The organism is Rhizobium sp. BK602, assembly GCF_014195095.1.
Taxonomy (GTDB): Bacteria; Pseudomonadota; Alphaproteobacteria; order Rhizobiales; family Rhizobiaceae; genus Rhizobium.
On record NZ_JACIBC010000013.1, the window covers coordinates 114,731 to 131,420 of the forward strand.

Sequence of the window (16,690 nt, forward strand, 5' to 3'; positions counted from 1 at the left end):
TATGACGACCCACACCGCACACGCTCCCAGCGGCGGCGAAACGCCCGCCTTCTACCTGACCGAAGAGCATCATCCCGAAGGCAGCACCATGCTGGGCTTCTGGATCTACATCATGAGCGACTGCCTGATCTTCGCAGTCCTCTTCGCCACCTTCGCCGTGCTCGGCCACAGCTACGCGGCCGGTCCCTCGCCGGCCGACCTGTTCGACCTGCCGCTCGTCGCCGTCAACACGGCGATGCTGCTCTTCTCCTCGATCACCTACGGCTTCGCCATGCTGGCGATGGAGAAGAACAACAAGTCGGGAACGCAGATCTGGCTGGCGATCACCGGCCTGTTCGGCGCGGCCTTCATCTCGCTCGAACTCTACGAGTTCCATCACCTGATCCTCGAAGGCGCCGGCCCGCAGCGCAGCGCCTTCCTGTCGGCCTTCTTCACGCTGGTCGGCACGCACGGCCTGCACGTCACCACCGGTATCGTCTGGCTGATCACCCTGATGGTGCAGGTCGGCCGGCATGGCCTCATCGCGGAAAACAAGCGCCGCCTGATGTGCCTTTCGATGTTCTGGCACTTCCTCGACGTCGTCTGGATCGGCGTGTTTTCCCTCGTCTACCTCATGGGAGTTCTCGGATGAGCTCGAACGCAAACCATTCGCACCATTCCGGTGACGCCCACGGCCATGATCATGGCCATCATGGTGGCCACGAAGCTGCGCACGGCACCTTCAAGAGCTACATGACGGGCTTCGTGCTCTCCGTCATCCTGACCGCCATTCCCTTCTGGCTGGTCATGGCCAAGGTTTTCTCCGATCCGGCCATCACCGCCGCGCTCATCATGATCCTCGGCGCGATCCAGATCATCGTGCACATGATCTACTTCCTGCACATGAACACCCGCTCGGAAGGCGGCTGGAACATGATGGCGCTGATCTTCACCATCGTGCTGGTGATCATCGCGCTGTCCGGCTCGCTCTGGGTCATGCATCACCTCAATGCCAACATGATGGTGATGTCGCCCGAGATGATGCGCAACATGCCGTAACCAATAGGTGGCGGGCATCCCGAGGATGCCCGCCACTCCTTCCCGGCCTGCGATCCGCGCCGGGTTCGCGCCTCCGATGGAGACCAGCGCCATGACCGATACCCTCCCGACCATGTCCTCCGAAAAGCCGCGCTCGACGCTCAAGCTCGTCATCTGGGTGAGCCTGCTCCTCATATTGACCGCCCTGCTCGTCGGGCTCGGCACCTGGCAGGTGAAGCGCCTGTCATGGAAGCTCGATCTCATCGCCCGAGTCGATGCCCGCGTGCATGCGCCGCCAGTCGCCGCCCCCGGCCCGGCGGAATGGTCCGCTATCGATGCCGCCGGCTATGAATACAAGCACGTCCAGGTGACCGGCACTTTCCTCAACGACAAGGAAACGCAGGTCTATGCCGCGACCGAGCTTGGCCCCGGCTACTGGGTGCTGACGCCGATGCGGAGGGACGACGGTACAATCGTCGTCGTCAATCGCGGCTTCGTGCCGACCGACAAGCGCAATCCCGCCACCCGCGCCGCCGGAGAGCTCGGCGGCGAGACCACCGTCACCGGTCTTCTGCGCATCAACGAACCGAAGGGCACGCTGCTGCGCTCCAACGTGCCGGCCGAGGAGCGCTGGTATTCGCGCGACGTGACCGCGATCGCTGAAGCGCGTGGCCTTGAGAAGGTCGCCCCTTACTTCATCGACGCCGACGACACGAAAAATCCCGGCGACCTGCCGGTCGGCGGCCTCACGCAGATCACCTTCCATAACAGCCATCTGGTCTATGCCATCACCTGGTACGGGCTTGCGCTGATGACGCTGGGCATGGCGGGCTATCTCGTCCACTTCGAGCGGAAGCGGGCGAAAGGCTAATCTTAGCGCGCCGGATTTGGGAAGCGGAGCTGCCAGCGGCGGCCGTCCCCCGTCATCTCCACCATGCCGAGCGGCTCGACATCGATTGCCCAGAAGGCGGGGAACGGTGCCTGTAGAATGCTCACGATGGCGGCGCGGATCACCGTGGCATGGGTGATCACGACGGTATGGCCGTCATCCCCCGCCCGGCCCGCCATCCACCCGCCGACGCGTGCCAAGACGGCCGACAGTGCCTCTCCGCCATGCGGAGCGGCATTTTCATCCATCATCCATTGCCCCAGCGCTTCGGGAGCCTCGGCGTGAAGCGCGGCGATCTCCCGGCCCTGCCAGCGGCCATAATCGCATTCGCGCAAGGCCGGCTCGACGGCTGCCTGCAGGCCGAGAGCGGCGGCGGTCTCGCGGGCGCGCAGCGCCGGGCTTGTCCATACGCGGTCGACCGGTCCAAAATGTCCGGCAAGTCTTCGGGCCTGTTCGGCGCCCCTCGCCTCCAGCGGCTCGTCGGCCGGAAAGCGGCTCTTGCGATTGGCTTCGGTCGAGCCGTGGCAAATCCAGCTAAGGCGTGCTTTCATGGCAATCCCCATCCCCACACCGAATGCACCGTTTGCGACCTGTGATGGCGCGGCGCCTCGATTGACAATCATCTTGCCGGCCAGATATAAACTTGGTCTTACGGGTGTGGAAGCCGGTGAAATCCCGGCGCGGTCGCGCCACTGTAATCGACGGGCGGATACCGCCCCCAGAGAGCCAGACCCCTCCCGTAAAAAACCCTTTCCGCAAATGGAACGCGCAATTCTGAAGAGGGAATACCAATGTCTGACACCGCATTCGCACCGACCGCAATCCCGCAGCCCATCCCGCTCGGCCAGATCCTGCCCTGGGCCGTTTTCGCCGGCCTGCTGATGCTGCTGGCGATCTATTTCGTCGGCGCCGAAGAGGGCGCGACCTCGCTGCTCTCCGGTTCCTCCGTGCATGAATTCGTGCACGACGCCCGTCACCTGCTCGGCTTCCCCTGCCACTAAGGGAGCAAGCACATGGTTGGACGTCTTTTGCTCCGCGGCATGCTGGTCGGGGCCCTCGCCGGTATTTTCATTTTTATCTTCGCCCGCATCTTCGGCGAACCGCTCGTCGATTGGGCCATCGGCTTTGAGGAAAAGGCCGCCCAGGCGGCCGGTGAAGCGGCGGAACCGGAAATCGTCAGCCGCGCCACGCAGGCGGGGCTTGGCCTCTTCACCGGCGCGGTGATCTATGCGACCGCGGTCGGCGGATTGTTCGCGCTGGTCTTCGCCTTCGTCTATGGTCGCATCGGCGCCCTCAGCGCGCGCGGCACGGCGGCCTTGCTGGCGGTCGGCGCTTTCGTGGCGATCTCGCTGGTGCCCGTTCTCAAATATCCGGCAAATCCGCCAGCGGTCGGCAATCCGGAGACGATCGGTGCAAGAACCGAGCTGTTCTTCATCATGATCGTCGCTTCCGTTGTCGGCCTGATCGTCGCCGTCGGCTTCGGCCGCCGGCTTGCGGTGCGTTTCGGCCCGTGGAACGGCGCCATCCTTGCCGGCATCGGCTATATCGCCTTCATCGCGCTGATCCAGTCCCTGCTGCCGGCGATCAACGAGGTGCCGGAGCAATTCTCCGCCGCCGTGCTCTGGCAGTTCCGGATCGCCTCACTCGCAATGCATGCGATCCTCTGGACGACGCTCGGACTTGTCTTCGGCGCCTGGGCCGAGCACGATCTGCCATCGGTGCGCCATCGCGGCACGGCCCTGCGCCGCGCCTGAGATGACCTATCCGATCCATCTCGCGCGTAGCGTCATGCGCGGGATATATCCAAAGAGAGGCAGGACGCTCCTTGTCGCGGTCTGCCTCATACTCTCAAGCTGGCCGGCAACGCTTTCGGCACATGGCGGCGGCATCTCGGGACACCATACGGGTATCCCGATACCCGGCCTGACGCATGGGGAGATGGCCGTGATCGCGCCCTATTACGGGCGGATCATCGCGCTTGCCGAAACGGCGTCGGACACCGACGAGGCCTTCCGCCGTATGCTGAATTTCGCGCAGATCCAGCGTACCTATTGCCTCTGGGGCATCATGCCCGGGAGCGTGAACGACGAGGAAAGCCCGTTCAACGAATGCTCCCACGCCTATCTCGCCGCGGCGAAGGCCATCCTTCTTCGGATGCGGGCAATGAAAGATCAGATGACGCCCGTCAGCGATCTCGTTTCCGAGATCGACGCGGCACTGACGCGTAACAGCCTGTCGCTTGTTCTGTGCAAATTCAGCGGCGAGAGCTTCAACACGGCTGACCTGATCCGGCCGAAACTCTCCGGCATCGTGCTTCACGCCGGGAGCCTGACGGTCATGCTGTCATCTCTGCTGGCGGCCATGGCCGCGATATGGTTCGCTGCCCGGGCGCTGCGGACCAAACCGCACATTTGAGGACACCGCCGCAAATGCGGCGGTGTCCTGGTTTTTACCAATCCCGGCGGTCACGCCAGCGATCGCCGTGCCATCTGTGATGCGGACGGCCATAGTAGCCCCATGGCGGTGGCGGCGGTGCCGGCCTGTAATAGCCATAACCGTAGCCGCGCGGGCGGCCCCAGCGGTTCGGACGGCATTCGCCCCAGCGCGTCAGGTGCCAGCCGCGACCGCAGGCATAATCGACCTTGACGACCGGCGCAGCAGCCGCTGTGCCGACAGCGGGGATCGGCCCGGCTGCGGAGATGGGCATTGCTTCTGCCGAAGATACGGCCAGGCCACCGAGCACGGCAGCGATGGCAAATATGGACAATTTCATCTTGATAGACCCCTATCCAAGTCCCTTACACGCCGATTTAAAGCCCGGCGAGCTGAACGCCGGCTGAACCGAAAAAGGCATTTTGACGGCAAAATCAAAACCTTAAATGAAAGGTTGCGTAAACTTCACAGAAGCTCTCGTTTAGCGAGAGAGAATATTATCGTGCATGACACCGTGCCGCCGGCCGCGCCATGGCTATCCCCATGGCGTCACGAGAGCTTCATCAACCACGCTTAAAGGAGAAATGTTATTCGCTACAGGGGAGTTCGAGATGGCCGATATCGCTTCAACCAGTACGGGGGGTGATGGCGCCAATCATCCCATTCACGGCGCCGGCGGTTCCGCCAAATGGTTCCTGCCGCTTTTCGGTCTCGTTGTTTTCGGCGGCCTTGCCTATGTCGGTTATGCACTGGGCAGCGATCTTGCCGAGGCGGCCGCGGTTCCGTGGATTCTGCTCGGCCTGGCGCTGCTGATCGCTCTCGGCTTCGAATTCGTCAACGGTTTCCACGATACCGCCAATGCGGTCGCCACCGTCATCTACACCCGTTCGATGCCGGCGGAATTCGCGGTCATCTGGTCCGGCTTCTTCAATTTCCTCGGCGTTCTCACCTCGTCCGGCGCCGTCGCCTTCGGTATCCTGGCGCTGCTGCCGGTCGAGCTGATCCTGCAGGTCGGTTCCGGCTCGGGCCTTGCCATGGTCTTCGCGCTGCTCACCGCCGCCATCATATGGAATCTCGGCACCTGGTATCTCGGCCTGCCGGCCTCGAGCTCGCATACGCTGGTCGGCTCCATCATCGGTGTCGGTCTCGCCAACCAGTTCCTGGCCCCGGCCGGCTCGGCCACCAGCGGCGTCGACTGGTCGCAGGCCAGCAATGTCGGCCTGTCGCTGTTGCTGTCGCCGCTGATCGGCTTCGGCCTGGCCGCCCTGCTGCTGCTGGTCTCCAAGCTTCTGATCCGCAACAAGGCGCTCTACGAGGCCCCGAAGGGCAACGCACCGCCGCCGCTGTGGATTCGCGGATTGCTGATCTTCACCTGCACCGGCGTCAGCTTCGCCCATGGCTCGAATGACGGACAGAAGGGCATGGGCCTGATCATGCTGATCCTGATCGGCCTGGTGCCGACGGCTTTCGCGCTCAACCGCACACCCGACGTCAACTATCTCGAGGCCTACAAGACGGCCTCCACGCAGGTCGAGGCGGTGCTCGGCAAATATGCGAAAGCCGGTGTCGCCGTTCCCGCCGATCCGAAGGCTGCCGTCAGCGATGCCGTGAAAAACAAGAGCTGGACGGACGCCACGACGCCGGCGCTGCAGGCCTATATCCATGCCACCGGCATCGAAATCGCCTCCTATCCATCGGTCGAAAAGCTGCCGAACGGTCTCGTCGGCAACGTCCGCAACGACATCTATCTGATCGGCGAGGCCTTGAAGCTGATCGACAAGAAAAAGCTGCTGCCGATGAGCGCCGACGATCTGAAGATCGTTACCCAATACCATGCGGCCGTCGACAACGCGACGAAGTTCATCCCGCTCTGGGTGAAGGTCGCCGTGGCGCTGGCGCTCGGTCTCGGCACCATGGTCGGCTGGAAGCGCATCGTCGTCACGGTCGGCGAGAAGATCGGCAAGACGCACCTCACCTACGGCCAGGGTGCCGCCGCCGAAGTCGTCGCCATGCTGACGATCGGTGCCGCCGACCATCTCGGCCTGCCGGTTTCGACCACGCATGTCCTGTCCTCGGGCGTCGCCGGCACCATGGCCGCCAACGGCTCCGGCCTGCAATGGTCGACCGTGCGCAACATGCTGATGGCCTGGATCCTGACGCTGCCGGCATCGATCGCGCTCGCTTTCGCGCTCTTCGTGGTGCTGCGCCAGGTCTTCTGAGCAAGACGGCATTGCCGCAACAGCAAAGCACAAAAGGAAATGGCGCCCTCATCGGGCGCCATTTTCATTGCCGCGTCCTCTTTCTCCCCAAGGAGAGAAGGAGCTTGCCGCGCGCGGTATGCCCGCTATCGGGCGCCTTCCTTCTTGTTGCCGTTGGCGCCGAGACCGGAGAGCTTGGCGAGTTCCGAACGGCGGTTGGCATAATTCTGGGCCACCATCGGATAGTTGACGGGAAGGCCCCATTTCTGGCGGTATTCCTCCGGCGTCATGCCGTAGTGGACGCGCAGATGGCGCTTGAGCGTCTTGAAGCGTTTACCGTCCTCGAGGCAGATGATGTAGTCGTTCGTCACCGACTTCTTGAGGTCGACCGCCGGGACCGGCTTGCTGTGCTCGACGGAGGATGTCGCCCCCTGCAGCCCCTGCAATGCCTCATGCACGTCGGTGATCAGCTTGGAAAGATTGGCAATGGGAACGGTGTTGTGGCTGACATAGGCTGCGACGATCTTCACGCAGCCTTCGGACAAACTATCCGCCAGGGGCAGGGGCAGGTCTTTCTTGCTATTGAAAGCGTCCATGATCGTTTCCCGAATTTCATTTGGGCCGGCGTGCGCCGCTTCGCGTGATTGCGTCATGTCATCACCAATGCTTCTGTGTGGCTGCGATGGCGCAGAATGGTTGAGGGCCTGCTCTCATGGGCGGCCACCCTCTGCCGGACGCGCGGCGCCGGCCGCGAGTTCGGCGAAATCCTTGGCGGACTCCGGAAAATAGACGGCCAGCTTGCGACACAGCACCATCAGGGGAATGCCGAGCATGAAGGCGGCATGGGTCGGGTTACCCCTGCAATGGCGGAGCGTCTGCAGAATGAGCTTGCGTTCGACATCCTCAAGGGTCTGGCCGACAAGAACGCCGACCGCGCCGTCGATGGTGCGCGGCACCAGGTCCTCGTCGCCAGCCGAGAGATGGGCGACGATCTCGTCGATCAGCCGCTCCTCGCTCTCCGTCGCCAGGACGATGCCGGCGGCGCGATCGAGTTCGCAAAAGACGTAGAGACCGTTTTCGGCGTCGATCGTTACCCGCGCGGAAACGCTGCCCGACGCTTTTCGAATGGCGATATGCGGATCCTTTCCATCGGCAAGCGCGACCGGCGCGCTGTTGCCGGCACCGGAAAACAGCGCGCGCAACTCCTCGAACAGCACCTCGAGCCGTGCCAGCGCCTGGGCATCGCACGCATTGGCGGCGGCGAAGAAACCATAGTCGCGAGCAAAGGAGGAACGCCTCATCATGCCATCACCTGCATCAACTGGAGAAAGGCTGGATCGGATGCCTGCAAGCCATACGCCGGTTTCCCCACACCAATCTCCCCGAAACACATCAAACTCTTCATCCAATTCCCCGCAGGCCGGATCTGCCCTCTTTCTCGCGAAACAGTGGCAAAGCAGCCGGCCTTGACAGCAGGAATCCCTGCACATGCGTCGCTCCGGCCCGGCGCACCGCCTCAAGCTGCGTCTCCGTTTCGACACCTTCGACCACCACCACGGGCGCGATGCAGGAGGCAAAGCCGACCATGTGAGAGAGGCTGTCCTGTCCATCGCGGCCAGGCCGGATATCGCGAACGAAAGAGGCATCGATCTTGACGATGTCGACGGAGACCTGCAGCAGGCTCGCGGGCGTCGCGAAACCGACGCCGAAATCGTCGATTGCGATGCGGCAGCCGAGCGCGCGGATCATCTTCAGCCGTTCGATGGCCGAGCCGACCAGCGGATGAGGTTCCGTGACTTCGACGACCAGGCGGCGGGCAAGCTCGGAATGGCGGGTGATTCGGCCGAAAATATCGGCGAATCGATCCGACGCCGCCAGATTGGCCGCCGAAAGGTTCCAGCCAAGTATAAGTTTCGGGTCCGCCGCGAGCGCCGGCAGCAGCATTGCCAGAATACGCGGATCGAGATCGAAGCGGCTATCCAGATGCGGCATGAAGCTCCCGGCGGCATGAACGACGCCGTCGGCATCGGTCACGCGCGCAAGACTTTCCGCATAGAGAATTTCATTGTTATTGTCGGCTGCATGGATGGGCTGCACGGCAAAACCCAGGCCGCCAGCGGCGATAGCCTTTTGAATCAGGCTGTTATGATCGTCGCGCGCTGGCTTTTCTCTATCGATCATCGAACCCCCAATGGCCGAAAGAGCGGCAACCAGCAGATGTCGATGGGGAAGAGACCCGCAGCGAAGACCGGCGCGGACAGATGCGGAACATGAGAGTCCTGGCACCCCAAATCCCTGTTGCTCATCTCCCAGACACCTCCACCCTCTCGGGGTTCCCTTATTTTCGAGCCGGAAATATTGCAGCTAGAATGATAATCAAGCCGAAGCCGGCGGCACCTTTAATATTTAGAGTTACTTTATGCTAATAAACTAATTAAGCAATTCTTGCAAACACTCAATTAGAACGAGTTTTCTTCGTTATTGATTCAATTGCGCGTAAAATAACGTGCAATGACCTCTATCCGTGGCCGGCTATCGTCACTCTGGATCGTCGACGCATCTCTCCCCCTCAATCACGTCCTCGCATCGAAGCGCGGCCACCAGTCCGTTCTTCGTGCTTCCTCAAGCGCAAGATCCAGCGGCGGAAGCTGCGGATGCCACAACCGCTCCCATTCCAGGCTCATGACGCCGGCATAGCGATCGGCGGCCAGCATGGAGAGCAGGGCTTGCATCGGAAACTCGCCGGTGCCGGGCAGCACGTAGCTATAGGGAAGTTTCCCGCTCGGCTTCGAAACGCTATCCTTGACGTGAAGGTGACGGGTATTGTGCCGCAGCTGCTTCCAGGTCTCGGCGGGATTTTGACCGCCCTTGCGCCATGTATGATGGGTATCCCAGATCAGGGCGCAGTCGGGCGCCGCCTCCAGAAAACGGCCGAGTGCCTCGGGATAGACCAGGAAATCATGCGTTTCCACAACGATATCGGCGGTAAAACCCTCGCGGCGGGCTGTCTCCCGCCACCAGTTCACGGTCGACAGGGCCTCACCTATCTCTCCCGCATCGCCGGTCGTGCCGCCATCGAAAACGCGCAGCGACGGGATGCCCGCGGCCTCCGCCCAGGGAAGGTAGCGCAGAAATGCCTCTTTCGCCTCGGAGGTGGCGCCCACCAGCCGCAGCGAGGTATTGAAAGCACAGACCGCGACAGGCGAACGATGGAGAACACGGGCAAGCCCGGCGGGCGTGCCGAACCGTTCGGTGAAATAGGCCGAGAGATCGATCGTGCCGCCGAGCGCGCGGATTTCGATCGCATCGAGACCATGGCGAGCTGCCAGCGCGAGGGCCTCCTCCAGCCCCAGCTCCGCGCATCCCAAGGTGGAGAACGCCAATGTCATTCGGGGAACCATCAAATCAACGGCAGTCACCAAAGCCTCCTCCGCTTGGTTGCTGATTGACATTCAGAGGCTGCGGCCAATACGACGCGCGATGTCTCAGGACAGCCCGAAACAAACGCGATGTTAGTAACCAAACGGATAATTGCGAAATACCGCGAAAGCGTCAAGCCAGCGGAGGGCAGCGTCGATTGACGCGGGATCGAACCGGAGCGATTGGGCATCCGGTCATCCGCAAGCATATCCTCTTCGAATCACGGGATATCCGCAGACCAGACGACCGGATGCGTCTCACCGGTCGCGACATTGACGAAGCCCTCGGGCGCTCTTTCCGATGGAGCGACCAGTACCCAGCGCCAGGGTGCGCAGGTGAGCGTCGCGAAGGAAAGCCTCTCGGGAAAACCAGGCCACCAGCGCGGCGAGAAGGTCGGCTCATACATCCAGTCGATCTCGGCGCCGGCTTTATACAGCGCCTGCATCTCCGCATCCAGCTCCTCGGCCGAGCGTGCCGTCATCAGGCCGCCGACCTCGTAGTGGACGCGCGCCACCACCTTGCCGCCGGAGACGAGCACCCAACCGCCCTGCTGCTCCTTCAGCGCATTGGCGACCATCGCCATCGCCTCGTCGGAGGAGCCGACGACCCAGATATTGTGCTTGTCATGGCCGAGCGTGGCACCGAGCGCCGTATCGGCCGTGCGCGGCCCGGTGCCCAGCCAGAACATGCGGGCGACCTTGGCTTCGCCGGAGAAGCGGTCGACGATCGCGAATTTCGTGACGTTACGATCGGGATCGCGCTCGACGGCGCCGCCCCTGACCGGCAGCTCCATGGTGATGAAATCATCGGCCCAATGGAAGGGGCGCAGAAGAGCGGCTTTCGCCGTCGGCGCATCCGAGGGCGCGGGAATGCGAAAATCCTGCGGCGTAACCAACCTATCGATCGTCACGGTCTTCGTCGCCCACTCCGGCCAGGCGATCTCCGGACGGACGCCGACAAAGCGCTTGCCGTCCGAAGCGGGCTTTCCATCCGCCCAGACCTTGGCGATCGACAGCGTTTCGACATCATCCAGAAGCACGATATCGGCAAAGCGGCCGGGCGCGATCGAGCCGACCCAGGGCGTCAGCCGCATATGCCGCGCCGGATTGATCGTCACGCACTGGATGGCGATCTCCGGCGCCAGTCCGTTCTCGATCGCAAGCCGGACATTGTGATCCGTCGCCCCGATCTTCAGCGTATCCGAAGCGCTGCGGTCATCGGTCACGAAGGCGATCTGCGACCAGTCGGACAGGCCCTTGTCGATCAGCCCCTTGATCACCTCCGGTAGCGAATGCGGCCGAAGCTCGATGAAAAGCCCATGGGTCAACTTCTCCCAGATCTCCTCCAGGAACCAGCCTTCGTGATCCGAGGCAAGGCCCGCGCCGGCAAAGGCGTTGATAGAGGCGAGATCGCGCAAGCCGGCGCCATGGCCCTCGACCACGCCGCGCTGCTCGAATGTGGCGCGGATCATGCCCCAGAGGCGGTCGTAAGCTGGATTGTCCGGATTGCTGACCGAAGGCCAGTCCATCACCTCGTCGAGACCGGCCACCATCAGGCTTTCGGTCAGAAAGGCCTTCTGCTCGTCATAGCCGAAATGGCCGCCACCCCATTCATAGGCCGTCGGCGGCACGGCCGAACCGGGCAACGGGAAGATCTTCATCGGCGAGCCGCGCCGTCGCGCCTCCAGCCAGAATTCCAGATTGCGCGGTCCGTTGACGTTGGAAAACTCGTGGCTGGCCTCGCAGGTCCAGGTGACGCCGTGCGGCATGACCAGGGCCGCCTCCCATTCGGGGGTCAGATGCGAGCTTTCAATATGCTTGTGCGCTTCGCCGAAACCGGGAACGGCGGCAAGGTTCGGTTCGCTGATGCGTTCGCCGACCTCACCCGTATAACTGCCGGCGGGACCGACATAGGCCACGCGCCGTCCCTTGATGACGATCTCCTGATCCTCCAGCCAGGTGCGGCTATGGACATCAAGCAGCCGGCCCACACGCAACAGCCTGTCCGCGGGCCGGCGTCCAAGCGCGGTCAGCGTGAGATCCTGACGGATGAGAACCTCGTCCGCCGCATTGATGAGCAGGTCGTCGGGAAGGGTTGTTTTTAGGGATGTCATGAGACGCATGCCTGACAGGAAATTCGATCAGCCGAGGGTAGAGAGGGCGAACCGGCATGTAAAGCCGTCCACCCCACCCGCGAGGCAGCCGCATAGGACATGCGATTGCCTGGAACCGCCAGCAGGAAGGCCAATAATCTCGAAGATTTTCAATGATCCAGGCGCTGCAAGCTGACGGGAAAATAATTCATCCCATCAAATGACAAAAACCACCACCCTGCCCATTTGTTGGGCTTGTAAAGCCCATGCCTGAAAAATAGTATTCCGGCATTCTGACGCCCAACTCCGATTTCACTGACGATAAGGATTTCGATCATGAAAGGCCTCACCCTGTCCCGCGTTGCGGGTCTTGCGATCCTCGCGGCGACGACCATCGCCTTGCCAGCCCAGGCACAGACGCTGACCATCTCCTGGTGGGGCTACAATGGCGAGAAGATGAAGGCCAATATCATCGAGCCCTTCAAGAAGATCTGCGGCTGCGACATCGTCTTCGAAACCGGCAACAATGCCGACCGCCTCAACAAGCTGAAACTGCGTGGCGGCAAGGGCGTCGACGTCATCTATCTCACCGACAGCTTTTCGCAGATCGGCATCCAGCAGGGTCTCTTCCAGGAAGTCGACCGCGCCAAGCTCCCCAATCTCGCCGATCTCTACGATCTCGCCAAGGCGCCGCAGGGCAATTACGGCCCGGCCTACACGATCGGCCGCGTCGGCATCGTCTACGACAAGGCGAAGGTCAATCCGCCGATCACCTCCTGGAACGATCTCTGGCGCGACGACCTGAAAGCCTCGGTCACGCTGCCGGGCATCACCACCACCGCCGGCCCGCTGACGGTTCTGGAAGCCGGCAAACATGCCGGCGCTGATGCCTATGAGGATACCGACAAGGCCTTCGAAGCGATCGCGGCGCTGAAGCCGAATGTCGTCAAGAACTACAATACCGGCTCGGAGCTGGTGAATCTAATCTCCACCGGCGAGGCCAAGGTGGCACTGGCGCAGGACTTCACGCTGGCCTCGATGCAATCAGCTGTTCCGACGATGAGCTGGGCCAGCCTCAAGGAAGGCGACATGGCGACGCTCAACACCGTCAACATCCCCAAGGGCTCGGAGAATGTCGAGCTGGCCCATCAGTTCATCAACTTCATCCTCTCCAAGGATGTCCAGCAGGCGGAAGCCGAGCAGGGCGTCGATGCGCCGGTCTCGACCAAAGTCGTGCTGACGCCGGAGCAGGCGAAACTCTGGACCTATGGCGCCGACATGATCGCCAAGCTCGGCCGCATCGACTACGGCAAACTGAACGCCGCGCAGGCGGACTGGATCGATCGCTGGAATGAAATCTTCGGCATGTGACGGCCTATCCCGTGAAATTTGGCCGAACGGAAGTCGACGGATGAAGCATCTTGCAAAATGGGGTTTGGCGGCGCCGGCGACGGCCGCCGTCGTGCTTTTTCTGGTCGTCCCCGTGGTCATCACCATCGCCGCGACCTTCATGGAGCCGAAGGGGCTGTTCTCGCCCTATGTCGCCTTCTTCAACAGCGGCTTCCGCCGCACCGTGCTTTACCGCACGATCGAAATCGCCCTGGCAACGACGGTGATCTCATTGTTCGTCGGCTTCATCGCCGCCTACGTCATCGCCCAAGTGCCGGGCCGGGCGAAGAGCATGATGATCATCGCCGCCGTCTTTCCGCTGCTGACCGGCGTGGTCGTGCGCTCCTTCGCCTGGCTGATCATTCTCGGCAAGAACGGCATTCTCAACAATGCCCTGCTCTCCATCGGCGCGATCAGCGAGCCGCTTTCGATGCTCTATAGCGAGGGCGCGGTCATCGTCGCCATGGTCTATCTCTTCGTGCCGCTGATGATCCTCACCCTCGTCGGCGTGCTCGAGGGCATTCCGCAGGACCTGATCCAGGCGGCGACCTCGCTCGGCGCCACGCCGGCGGCGACCTTCCGCCAGGTCATCCTGCCGCTTGCCACGCCCGGCCTCATCGTCGGGGCCGTGCTGGTCTTCACCGGCAGCTTCACCTCCTATGCCACCCCGCAGCTTCTCGGCGGCGAAAAGCAGATGATGATGGGGACCTTTCTCTACCAGCGCGCCATGGTGACCTTCGACTGGGTCGGCGCCTCCACCATCGCCGCCATCATGGTCGTCGTCACGATCGGGATCGTCCTGATCATGAGCCGCATCGCCCGGCGTCTCAACCCGATGGCGGTGTGAGCATGGCACAGCGCCTCCATCCCCTCCTGATCGCCTTTACCGTCTGCGTCTTCCTCTTCCTGCTGGCGCCGCTGGTCATCATCATCGGCTCCGCCTTCAGCGACACCAGCTACCTGACCTTTCCACCGCAAGGCCTGACGCTGCGCTGGTTCTCGAACATTTTTCAGATCGAGGCCTTCCGCACGACGGCGATCACCAGCTTCGAGCTGGCCTTCCTCGGCACGGGCCTCTCGCTGCTGATGGGCATTCCGGCCGCCTACGCCATCAGCCGCTACCGGCTGGAACTGCCGAGCTGGCTTTCGACATTGTTCGTCCTGCCGATCCTGGTGCCCGAAATCGTCTTCGGCTTCTCCTTGATGAAATCGATCACCATCGGCCTGGAATTGCCGATCTTCCCGAGCCTGCTGATCGGCCATGCCCTGCTCGTCCTGCCCTACTCCGTGCGAGTGGTCAGCGCCAGCCTCGCCAGCTTCGATTTTTCGATCGAGGAAGCGGCGATCAGCCTCGGCTGCCCGCCGGTGAAGACGTTTCTAACGGTCGTGCTGCCGAATATCCGCGCCGGCGTCATCGCCGCCTTCATCCTCGCCTTCATTACCTCGATCAATGACGTCTCCGTCTCGGTCTTCCTGACCGGGCCGGGGATTTCCACGCTGCCCATCCAGATCCTTGCCCATATGGAACAGTTCTTCGATCCGACCATCGCCTCGGTGTCCGTGCTCTTGATGCTGGTTACCGTCGGCGTCATGGCGATCGTCGAAGCGACGCTGGGCCTCACCTTCCTGACAAAGTAGCCACCCGTGACCGTATCGCTTTCCATCGAAAACATCACCGCCCATTACGGCAATACCGCTGTGCTGCAGAACCTGTCGCTGTCCATCGCCGCCGGCGAGCTTGTTTCGCTGCTCGGCTCCAGCGGCTGCGGCAAGACGACGACGCTGCGCCTCGTCGCCGGCTTCCTGCAGCCGACAAGCGGCGTGATCCGCCTTGGCGACAAGGACCTGACAAAGCTTCCAGCACATGCCCGCAATATCGGCCTGGTGTTCCAGAACTATGCGCTGTTTCCGCATCTGACCGTCCTCGACAACGTCGCCTTCGGCCTGAAGCAGCGGGGCATCGCCGGGCCGGCGCGCGCGAAAAAGGCGGGCGACATGCTGGAGCGCGTCGGCCTCTCCGGCTTCGGCGACCGGCTTCCCTCGGCATTGTCCGGCGGCCAGAAGCAGCGCGTGGCGCTTGCCCGCGCCCTCGTCATCGAACCGCCGCTGCTGATGTTCGATGAGCCGCTGTCCAATCTCGACGCCAAGCTCAGGGTCGACATGCGCGTCGAGATCCGCCAGCTGCAGCGCGCCAACGGCACCACCTCGCTCTACGTGACGCATGACCAGGAGGAGGCCTTCTCGATCTCCGACCGCGTCGCCATCATGAATGCCGGCCGCATCATGCAGCTCGACAGGCCGGAAGTGCTCTATCAGAAGCCGGCCAACGCCTTCGTCGCCCGCTTCGTCGGCTTCGAGAACCTGCTGGCGATGCGCGTGGTCGAGCGCAACGGCGCATCGGTGACCGCCGAGCTCGAGGGTGGCGCGAGGATCACGCTCTCGCAGGACGATTACGGCCCGATCCCCGACCGTTTCATCCTCGCCTGCCGGGCGGACGGCCTGGCGGTCGGGCGCGACGGCGAAGGCCTGCCGGCCGTTTTGGGAACGAGAACCTATCTCGGCCGCGCCTATCAATATCAATGCACGACACCATCAGGCGATATCATCGCCAATGGCGCTTTGTCGGAGCCCATGCCGGCGGGAAGCGCAGCGGTGCTGACGCCACTTTCGGAACAATGCTGCGTTCTGGCTCCGGAATGACAGGTGACCAGGACCGTGTCGGGCACGGAGGCAAAAAAGATCGCGATGCGCTTTAGGAGCGCATCCCCTCTGTCACATATTTGCTTGTCTATGCTGCCGACCGCGCGCTATCAGGGCAGGCAACGTTTCGATTTCTTCCTCCGGGAAACATTTCCATGGCTCTCCCCCTGAAATCGCTGCTGCGCTATTGGCGCGCTGCCCTTCTGGATAGCAACCGGCACATCGATCCCAATTCCCTGAGCTCCCTTGGGGTTTGGTTGCTTGGACGCCTGGTTCGGAATGGGACGAAGCGCGCGGTGCTCTCGCATTGCCTGGGAGGAAGAAGTCTTGGCGCGAGCGCCGACTGATTTTGCTGCGGATGGGGAGGAGGAAAGATTGGTTGCGGGGGCAGGATTTGAACCTGCGGCCTTCAGGTTATGAGCCTGACGAGCTACCGGGCTGCTCCACCCCGCGTTACCAACGTAAACCCGAAGGGTTTATCGCGCCCGAGCGAACCCAGAGGGTTCGTCGTGTGTCCCCTTGGCACCTTATTGGTGGCGCGAGGGGAGAAGT

Annotated in this window: 19 protein-coding genes, 1 tRNA gene, 1 pseudogene and 1 riboswitch; of the genes and pseudogenes, 12 read left to right on the top strand and 9 right to left on the bottom strand. The window is 62.4% G+C overall.

Features of this window, described 5'->3' with window-relative positions:
* Window position 1 precedes the first annotated feature (1 nt).
* The 3 genes from cyoC (at window position 2) to FHX11_RS28980 (ending at window position 1,888) form a co-directional block, all read left to right on the top strand.
* Complete coding sequence (cyoC, locus tag FHX11_RS28970) at window positions 2–631, top strand: cytochrome o ubiquinol oxidase subunit III (protein ID WP_184364645.1); 630 nt, start codon at window positions 2–4, stop codon at window positions 629–631.
* Window positions 628–1,038, top strand: coding sequence for a cytochrome o ubiquinol oxidase subunit IV (gene cyoD / locus FHX11_RS28975; RefSeq protein ID WP_184364646.1), 411 nt, complete (start codon window positions 628–630; stop codon window positions 1,036–1,038). Before cyoC ends, cyoD begins: the two co-directional genes overlap by 4 nt.
* A 91-nt stretch (window positions 1,039–1,129) precedes the next feature.
* Complete coding sequence (locus FHX11_RS28980; RefSeq protein ID WP_246781194.1) at window positions 1,130–1,888, top strand: SURF1 family protein; 759 nt, start codon at window positions 1,130–1,132, stop codon at window positions 1,886–1,888.
* A gap of 2 nt (window positions 1,889–1,890) precedes the next feature.
* Here FHX11_RS28980 and FHX11_RS28985 read toward each other — a convergent pair whose 3' ends face one another.
* Window positions 1,891–2,457 (bottom strand): histidine phosphatase family protein, encoded by a 567-nt coding sequence (locus FHX11_RS28985; protein ID WP_184364648.1) that lies wholly within the window; start codon window positions 2,455–2,457, stop codon window positions 1,891–1,893.
* Between the two features lie 108 nt (window positions 2,458–2,565).
* Window positions 2,566–2,638: riboswitch (cobalamin riboswitch) on the top strand.
* Window positions 2,639–2,697: 59 nt separating this feature from the next.
* Between FHX11_RS28985 and FHX11_RS28990 the strand changes: the two genes are divergently transcribed.
* From FHX11_RS28990 to FHX11_RS29000, 3 genes are read left to right on the top strand one after another with little or no spacing between them, the layout of a single operon-like run.
* Window positions 2,698–2,907, top strand: a complete 210-nt coding sequence (locus tag FHX11_RS28990) for a CbtB-domain containing protein (protein ID WP_184364650.1) — start codon at window positions 2,698–2,700, stop codon at window positions 2,905–2,907.
* 12 nt (window positions 2,908–2,919) lie between these two features.
* Window positions 2,920–3,660 (top strand): CbtA family protein, encoded by a 741-nt coding sequence (locus tag FHX11_RS28995; RefSeq protein WP_184364652.1) that lies wholly within the window; start codon window positions 2,920–2,922, stop codon window positions 3,658–3,660.
* 1 nt (window position 3,661) lies between these two features.
* Window positions 3,662–4,321 (top strand): hypothetical protein, encoded by a 660-nt coding sequence (locus FHX11_RS29000; RefSeq protein ID WP_246781195.1) that lies wholly within the window; start codon window positions 3,662–3,664, stop codon window positions 4,319–4,321.
* A gap of 34 nt (window positions 4,322–4,355) precedes the next feature.
* On the opposite strand, the gene FHX11_RS29005 is transcribed toward FHX11_RS29000, so the two are convergent.
* A complete protein-coding gene (locus FHX11_RS29005; protein ID WP_184364654.1) occupies window positions 4,356–4,679 on the bottom strand; it encodes a hypothetical protein in 324 nt (107 codons plus the stop codon).
* A gap of 271 nt (window positions 4,680–4,950) precedes the next feature.
* On the opposite strand from FHX11_RS29005, the gene FHX11_RS29010 reads away from it, so the two are divergent.
* Complete coding sequence (locus FHX11_RS29010; protein WP_184364656.1) at window positions 4,951–6,558, top strand: inorganic phosphate transporter; 1,608 nt, start codon at window positions 4,951–4,953, stop codon at window positions 6,556–6,558.
* Between the two features lie 125 nt (window positions 6,559–6,683).
* Here FHX11_RS29010 and FHX11_RS29015 read toward each other — a convergent pair whose 3' ends face one another.
* The 3 genes and pseudogenes from FHX11_RS29015 to FHX11_RS29025 all read right to left on the bottom strand — a co-directional run bounded on the left by FHX11_RS29015 (window position 6,684) and on the right by FHX11_RS29025 (window position 8,661).
* Window positions 6,684–7,133, bottom strand: coding sequence for a MucR family transcriptional regulator (locus FHX11_RS29015; protein ID WP_210292633.1), 450 nt, complete (start codon window positions 7,131–7,133; stop codon window positions 6,684–6,686).
* Between the two features lie 114 nt (window positions 7,134–7,247).
* Window positions 7,248–7,460: pseudogene (locus FHX11_RS30105) on the bottom strand (helix-turn-helix domain-containing protein); the annotation flags it as partial.
* Window positions 7,461–7,938: 478 nt separating this feature from the next.
* Window positions 7,939–8,661 carry an EAL domain-containing protein gene (locus FHX11_RS29025; RefSeq protein ID WP_348649749.1) on the bottom strand — a complete coding sequence of 241 codons (723 nt, stop codon included), beginning with the start codon at window positions 8,659–8,661 and terminating at the stop codon, window positions 7,939–7,941.
* Here FHX11_RS29025 and FHX11_RS30150 point away from each other — a divergent pair.
* Entirely contained in the window at window positions 8,545–8,811 is a 267-nt protein-coding gene (locus FHX11_RS30150; RefSeq protein WP_348649750.1) for a hypothetical protein, read from the top strand. The two genes, FHX11_RS29025 and FHX11_RS30150, sit on opposite strands and share 117 nt — an antisense overlap.
* A 299-nt stretch (window positions 8,812–9,110) precedes the next feature.
* On the opposite strand, the gene FHX11_RS29030 is transcribed toward FHX11_RS30150, so the two are convergent.
* From FHX11_RS29030 to FHX11_RS29040, 3 genes are all read right to left on the bottom strand, one after another.
* Window positions 9,111–9,956: a sugar phosphate isomerase/epimerase gene (locus FHX11_RS29030; RefSeq protein WP_348649748.1), complete on the bottom strand. Its 846-nt coding sequence runs from the start codon at window positions 9,954–9,956 to the stop codon at window positions 9,111–9,113.
* 221 nt (window positions 9,957–10,177) lie between these two features.
* The gene (locus FHX11_RS29035) at window positions 10,178–12,070 is read right to left on the bottom strand and encodes an adenine deaminase C-terminal domain-containing protein (RefSeq protein WP_184364663.1); all 1,893 of its coding nucleotides are present in this window, start codon (window positions 12,068–12,070) and stop codon (window positions 10,178–10,180) included.
* Window positions 12,071–12,219: 149 nt separating this feature from the next.
* Window positions 12,220–12,387: a hypothetical protein gene (locus FHX11_RS29040; protein WP_184364665.1), complete on the bottom strand. Its 168-nt coding sequence runs from the start codon at window positions 12,385–12,387 to the stop codon at window positions 12,220–12,222.
* Here FHX11_RS29040 and FHX11_RS29045 point away from each other — a divergent pair.
* The 4 genes from FHX11_RS29045 to FHX11_RS29060 are packed head-to-tail and all read left to right on the top strand — an operon-like array spanning window position 12,386 to window position 16,138.
* Window positions 12,386–13,420 (top strand): ABC transporter substrate-binding protein, encoded by a 1,035-nt coding sequence (locus tag FHX11_RS29045; RefSeq protein WP_184364667.1) that lies wholly within the window; start codon window positions 12,386–12,388, stop codon window positions 13,418–13,420. The genes FHX11_RS29040 and FHX11_RS29045 overlap by 2 nt on opposite strands.
* Before the next feature lie 40 nt (window positions 13,421–13,460).
* Window positions 13,461–14,285 (top strand): ABC transporter permease, encoded by an 825-nt coding sequence (locus tag FHX11_RS29050; protein WP_184364669.1) that lies wholly within the window; start codon window positions 13,461–13,463, stop codon window positions 14,283–14,285.
* Between the two features lie 2 nt (window positions 14,286–14,287).
* Window positions 14,288–15,076 (top strand): ABC transporter permease, encoded by a 789-nt coding sequence (locus FHX11_RS29055; RefSeq protein WP_184364671.1) that lies wholly within the window; start codon window positions 14,288–14,290, stop codon window positions 15,074–15,076.
* 6 nt (window positions 15,077–15,082) lie between these two features.
* Window positions 15,083–16,138 carry an ABC transporter ATP-binding protein gene (locus FHX11_RS29060; RefSeq protein ID WP_184364672.1) on the top strand — a complete coding sequence of 352 codons (1,056 nt, stop codon included), beginning with the start codon at window positions 15,083–15,085 and terminating at the stop codon, window positions 16,136–16,138.
* Window positions 16,139–16,514: 376 nt separating this feature from the next.
* Here the strand turns inward: FHX11_RS29060 and FHX11_RS29065 are convergent.
* Window positions 16,515–16,591, bottom strand: a tRNA-Met gene (locus FHX11_RS29065).
* Window positions 16,592–16,690 lie beyond the last annotated feature (99 nt).

Excerpts from the sequence above, each read along its gene's own strand:
- cyoC (WP_184364645.1), top strand. The coding sequence starts at position 2 with ATGACGACCCACACCGCACACGCTCCCAGCGGCGGCGAAACGCCCGCC.
- cyoD (WP_184364646.1), top strand. The coding sequence starts at position 628 with ATGAGCTCGAACGCAAACCATTCGCACCATTCCGGTGACGCCCACGGC.
- FHX11_RS28980 (WP_246781194.1), top strand. The coding sequence starts at position 1,130 with ATGACCGATACCCTCCCGACCATGTCCTCCGAAAAGCCGCGCTCGACG.
- FHX11_RS28985 (WP_184364648.1), bottom strand. The coding sequence starts at position 2,457 with ATGAAAGCACGCCTTAGCTGGATTTGCCACGGCTCGACCGAAGCCAAT.
- FHX11_RS28990 (WP_184364650.1), top strand. The coding sequence starts at position 2,698 with ATGTCTGACACCGCATTCGCACCGACCGCAATCCCGCAGCCCATCCCG.
- FHX11_RS28995 (WP_184364652.1), top strand. The coding sequence starts at position 2,920 with ATGGTTGGACGTCTTTTGCTCCGCGGCATGCTGGTCGGGGCCCTCGCC.
- FHX11_RS29000 (WP_246781195.1), top strand. The coding sequence starts at position 3,662 with ATGACCTATCCGATCCATCTCGCGCGTAGCGTCATGCGCGGGATATAT.
- FHX11_RS29005 (WP_184364654.1), bottom strand. The coding sequence starts at position 4,679 with ATGAAATTGTCCATATTTGCCATCGCTGCCGTGCTCGGTGGCCTGGCC.
- FHX11_RS29010 (WP_184364656.1), top strand. The coding sequence starts at position 4,951 with ATGGCCGATATCGCTTCAACCAGTACGGGGGGTGATGGCGCCAATCAT.
- FHX11_RS29015 (WP_210292633.1), bottom strand. The coding sequence starts at position 7,133 with ATGGACGCTTTCAATAGCAAGAAAGACCTGCCCCTGCCCCTGGCGGAT.
- FHX11_RS30150 (WP_348649750.1), top strand. The coding sequence starts at position 8,545 with ATGAACGACGCCGTCGGCATCGGTCACGCGCGCAAGACTTTCCGCATA.
- FHX11_RS29035 (WP_184364663.1), bottom strand. The coding sequence starts at position 12,070 with ATGACATCCCTAAAAACAACCCTTCCCGACGACCTGCTCATCAATGCG.
- FHX11_RS29045 (WP_184364667.1), top strand. The coding sequence starts at position 12,386 with ATGAAAGGCCTCACCCTGTCCCGCGTTGCGGGTCTTGCGATCCTCGCG.
- FHX11_RS29040 (WP_184364665.1), bottom strand. The coding sequence starts at position 12,387 with ATGATCGAAATCCTTATCGTCAGTGAAATCGGAGTTGGGCGTCAGAAT.
- FHX11_RS29050 (WP_184364669.1), top strand. The coding sequence starts at position 13,461 with ATGAAGCATCTTGCAAAATGGGGTTTGGCGGCGCCGGCGACGGCCGCC.
- FHX11_RS29055 (WP_184364671.1), top strand. The coding sequence starts at position 14,288 with ATGGCACAGCGCCTCCATCCCCTCCTGATCGCCTTTACCGTCTGCGTC.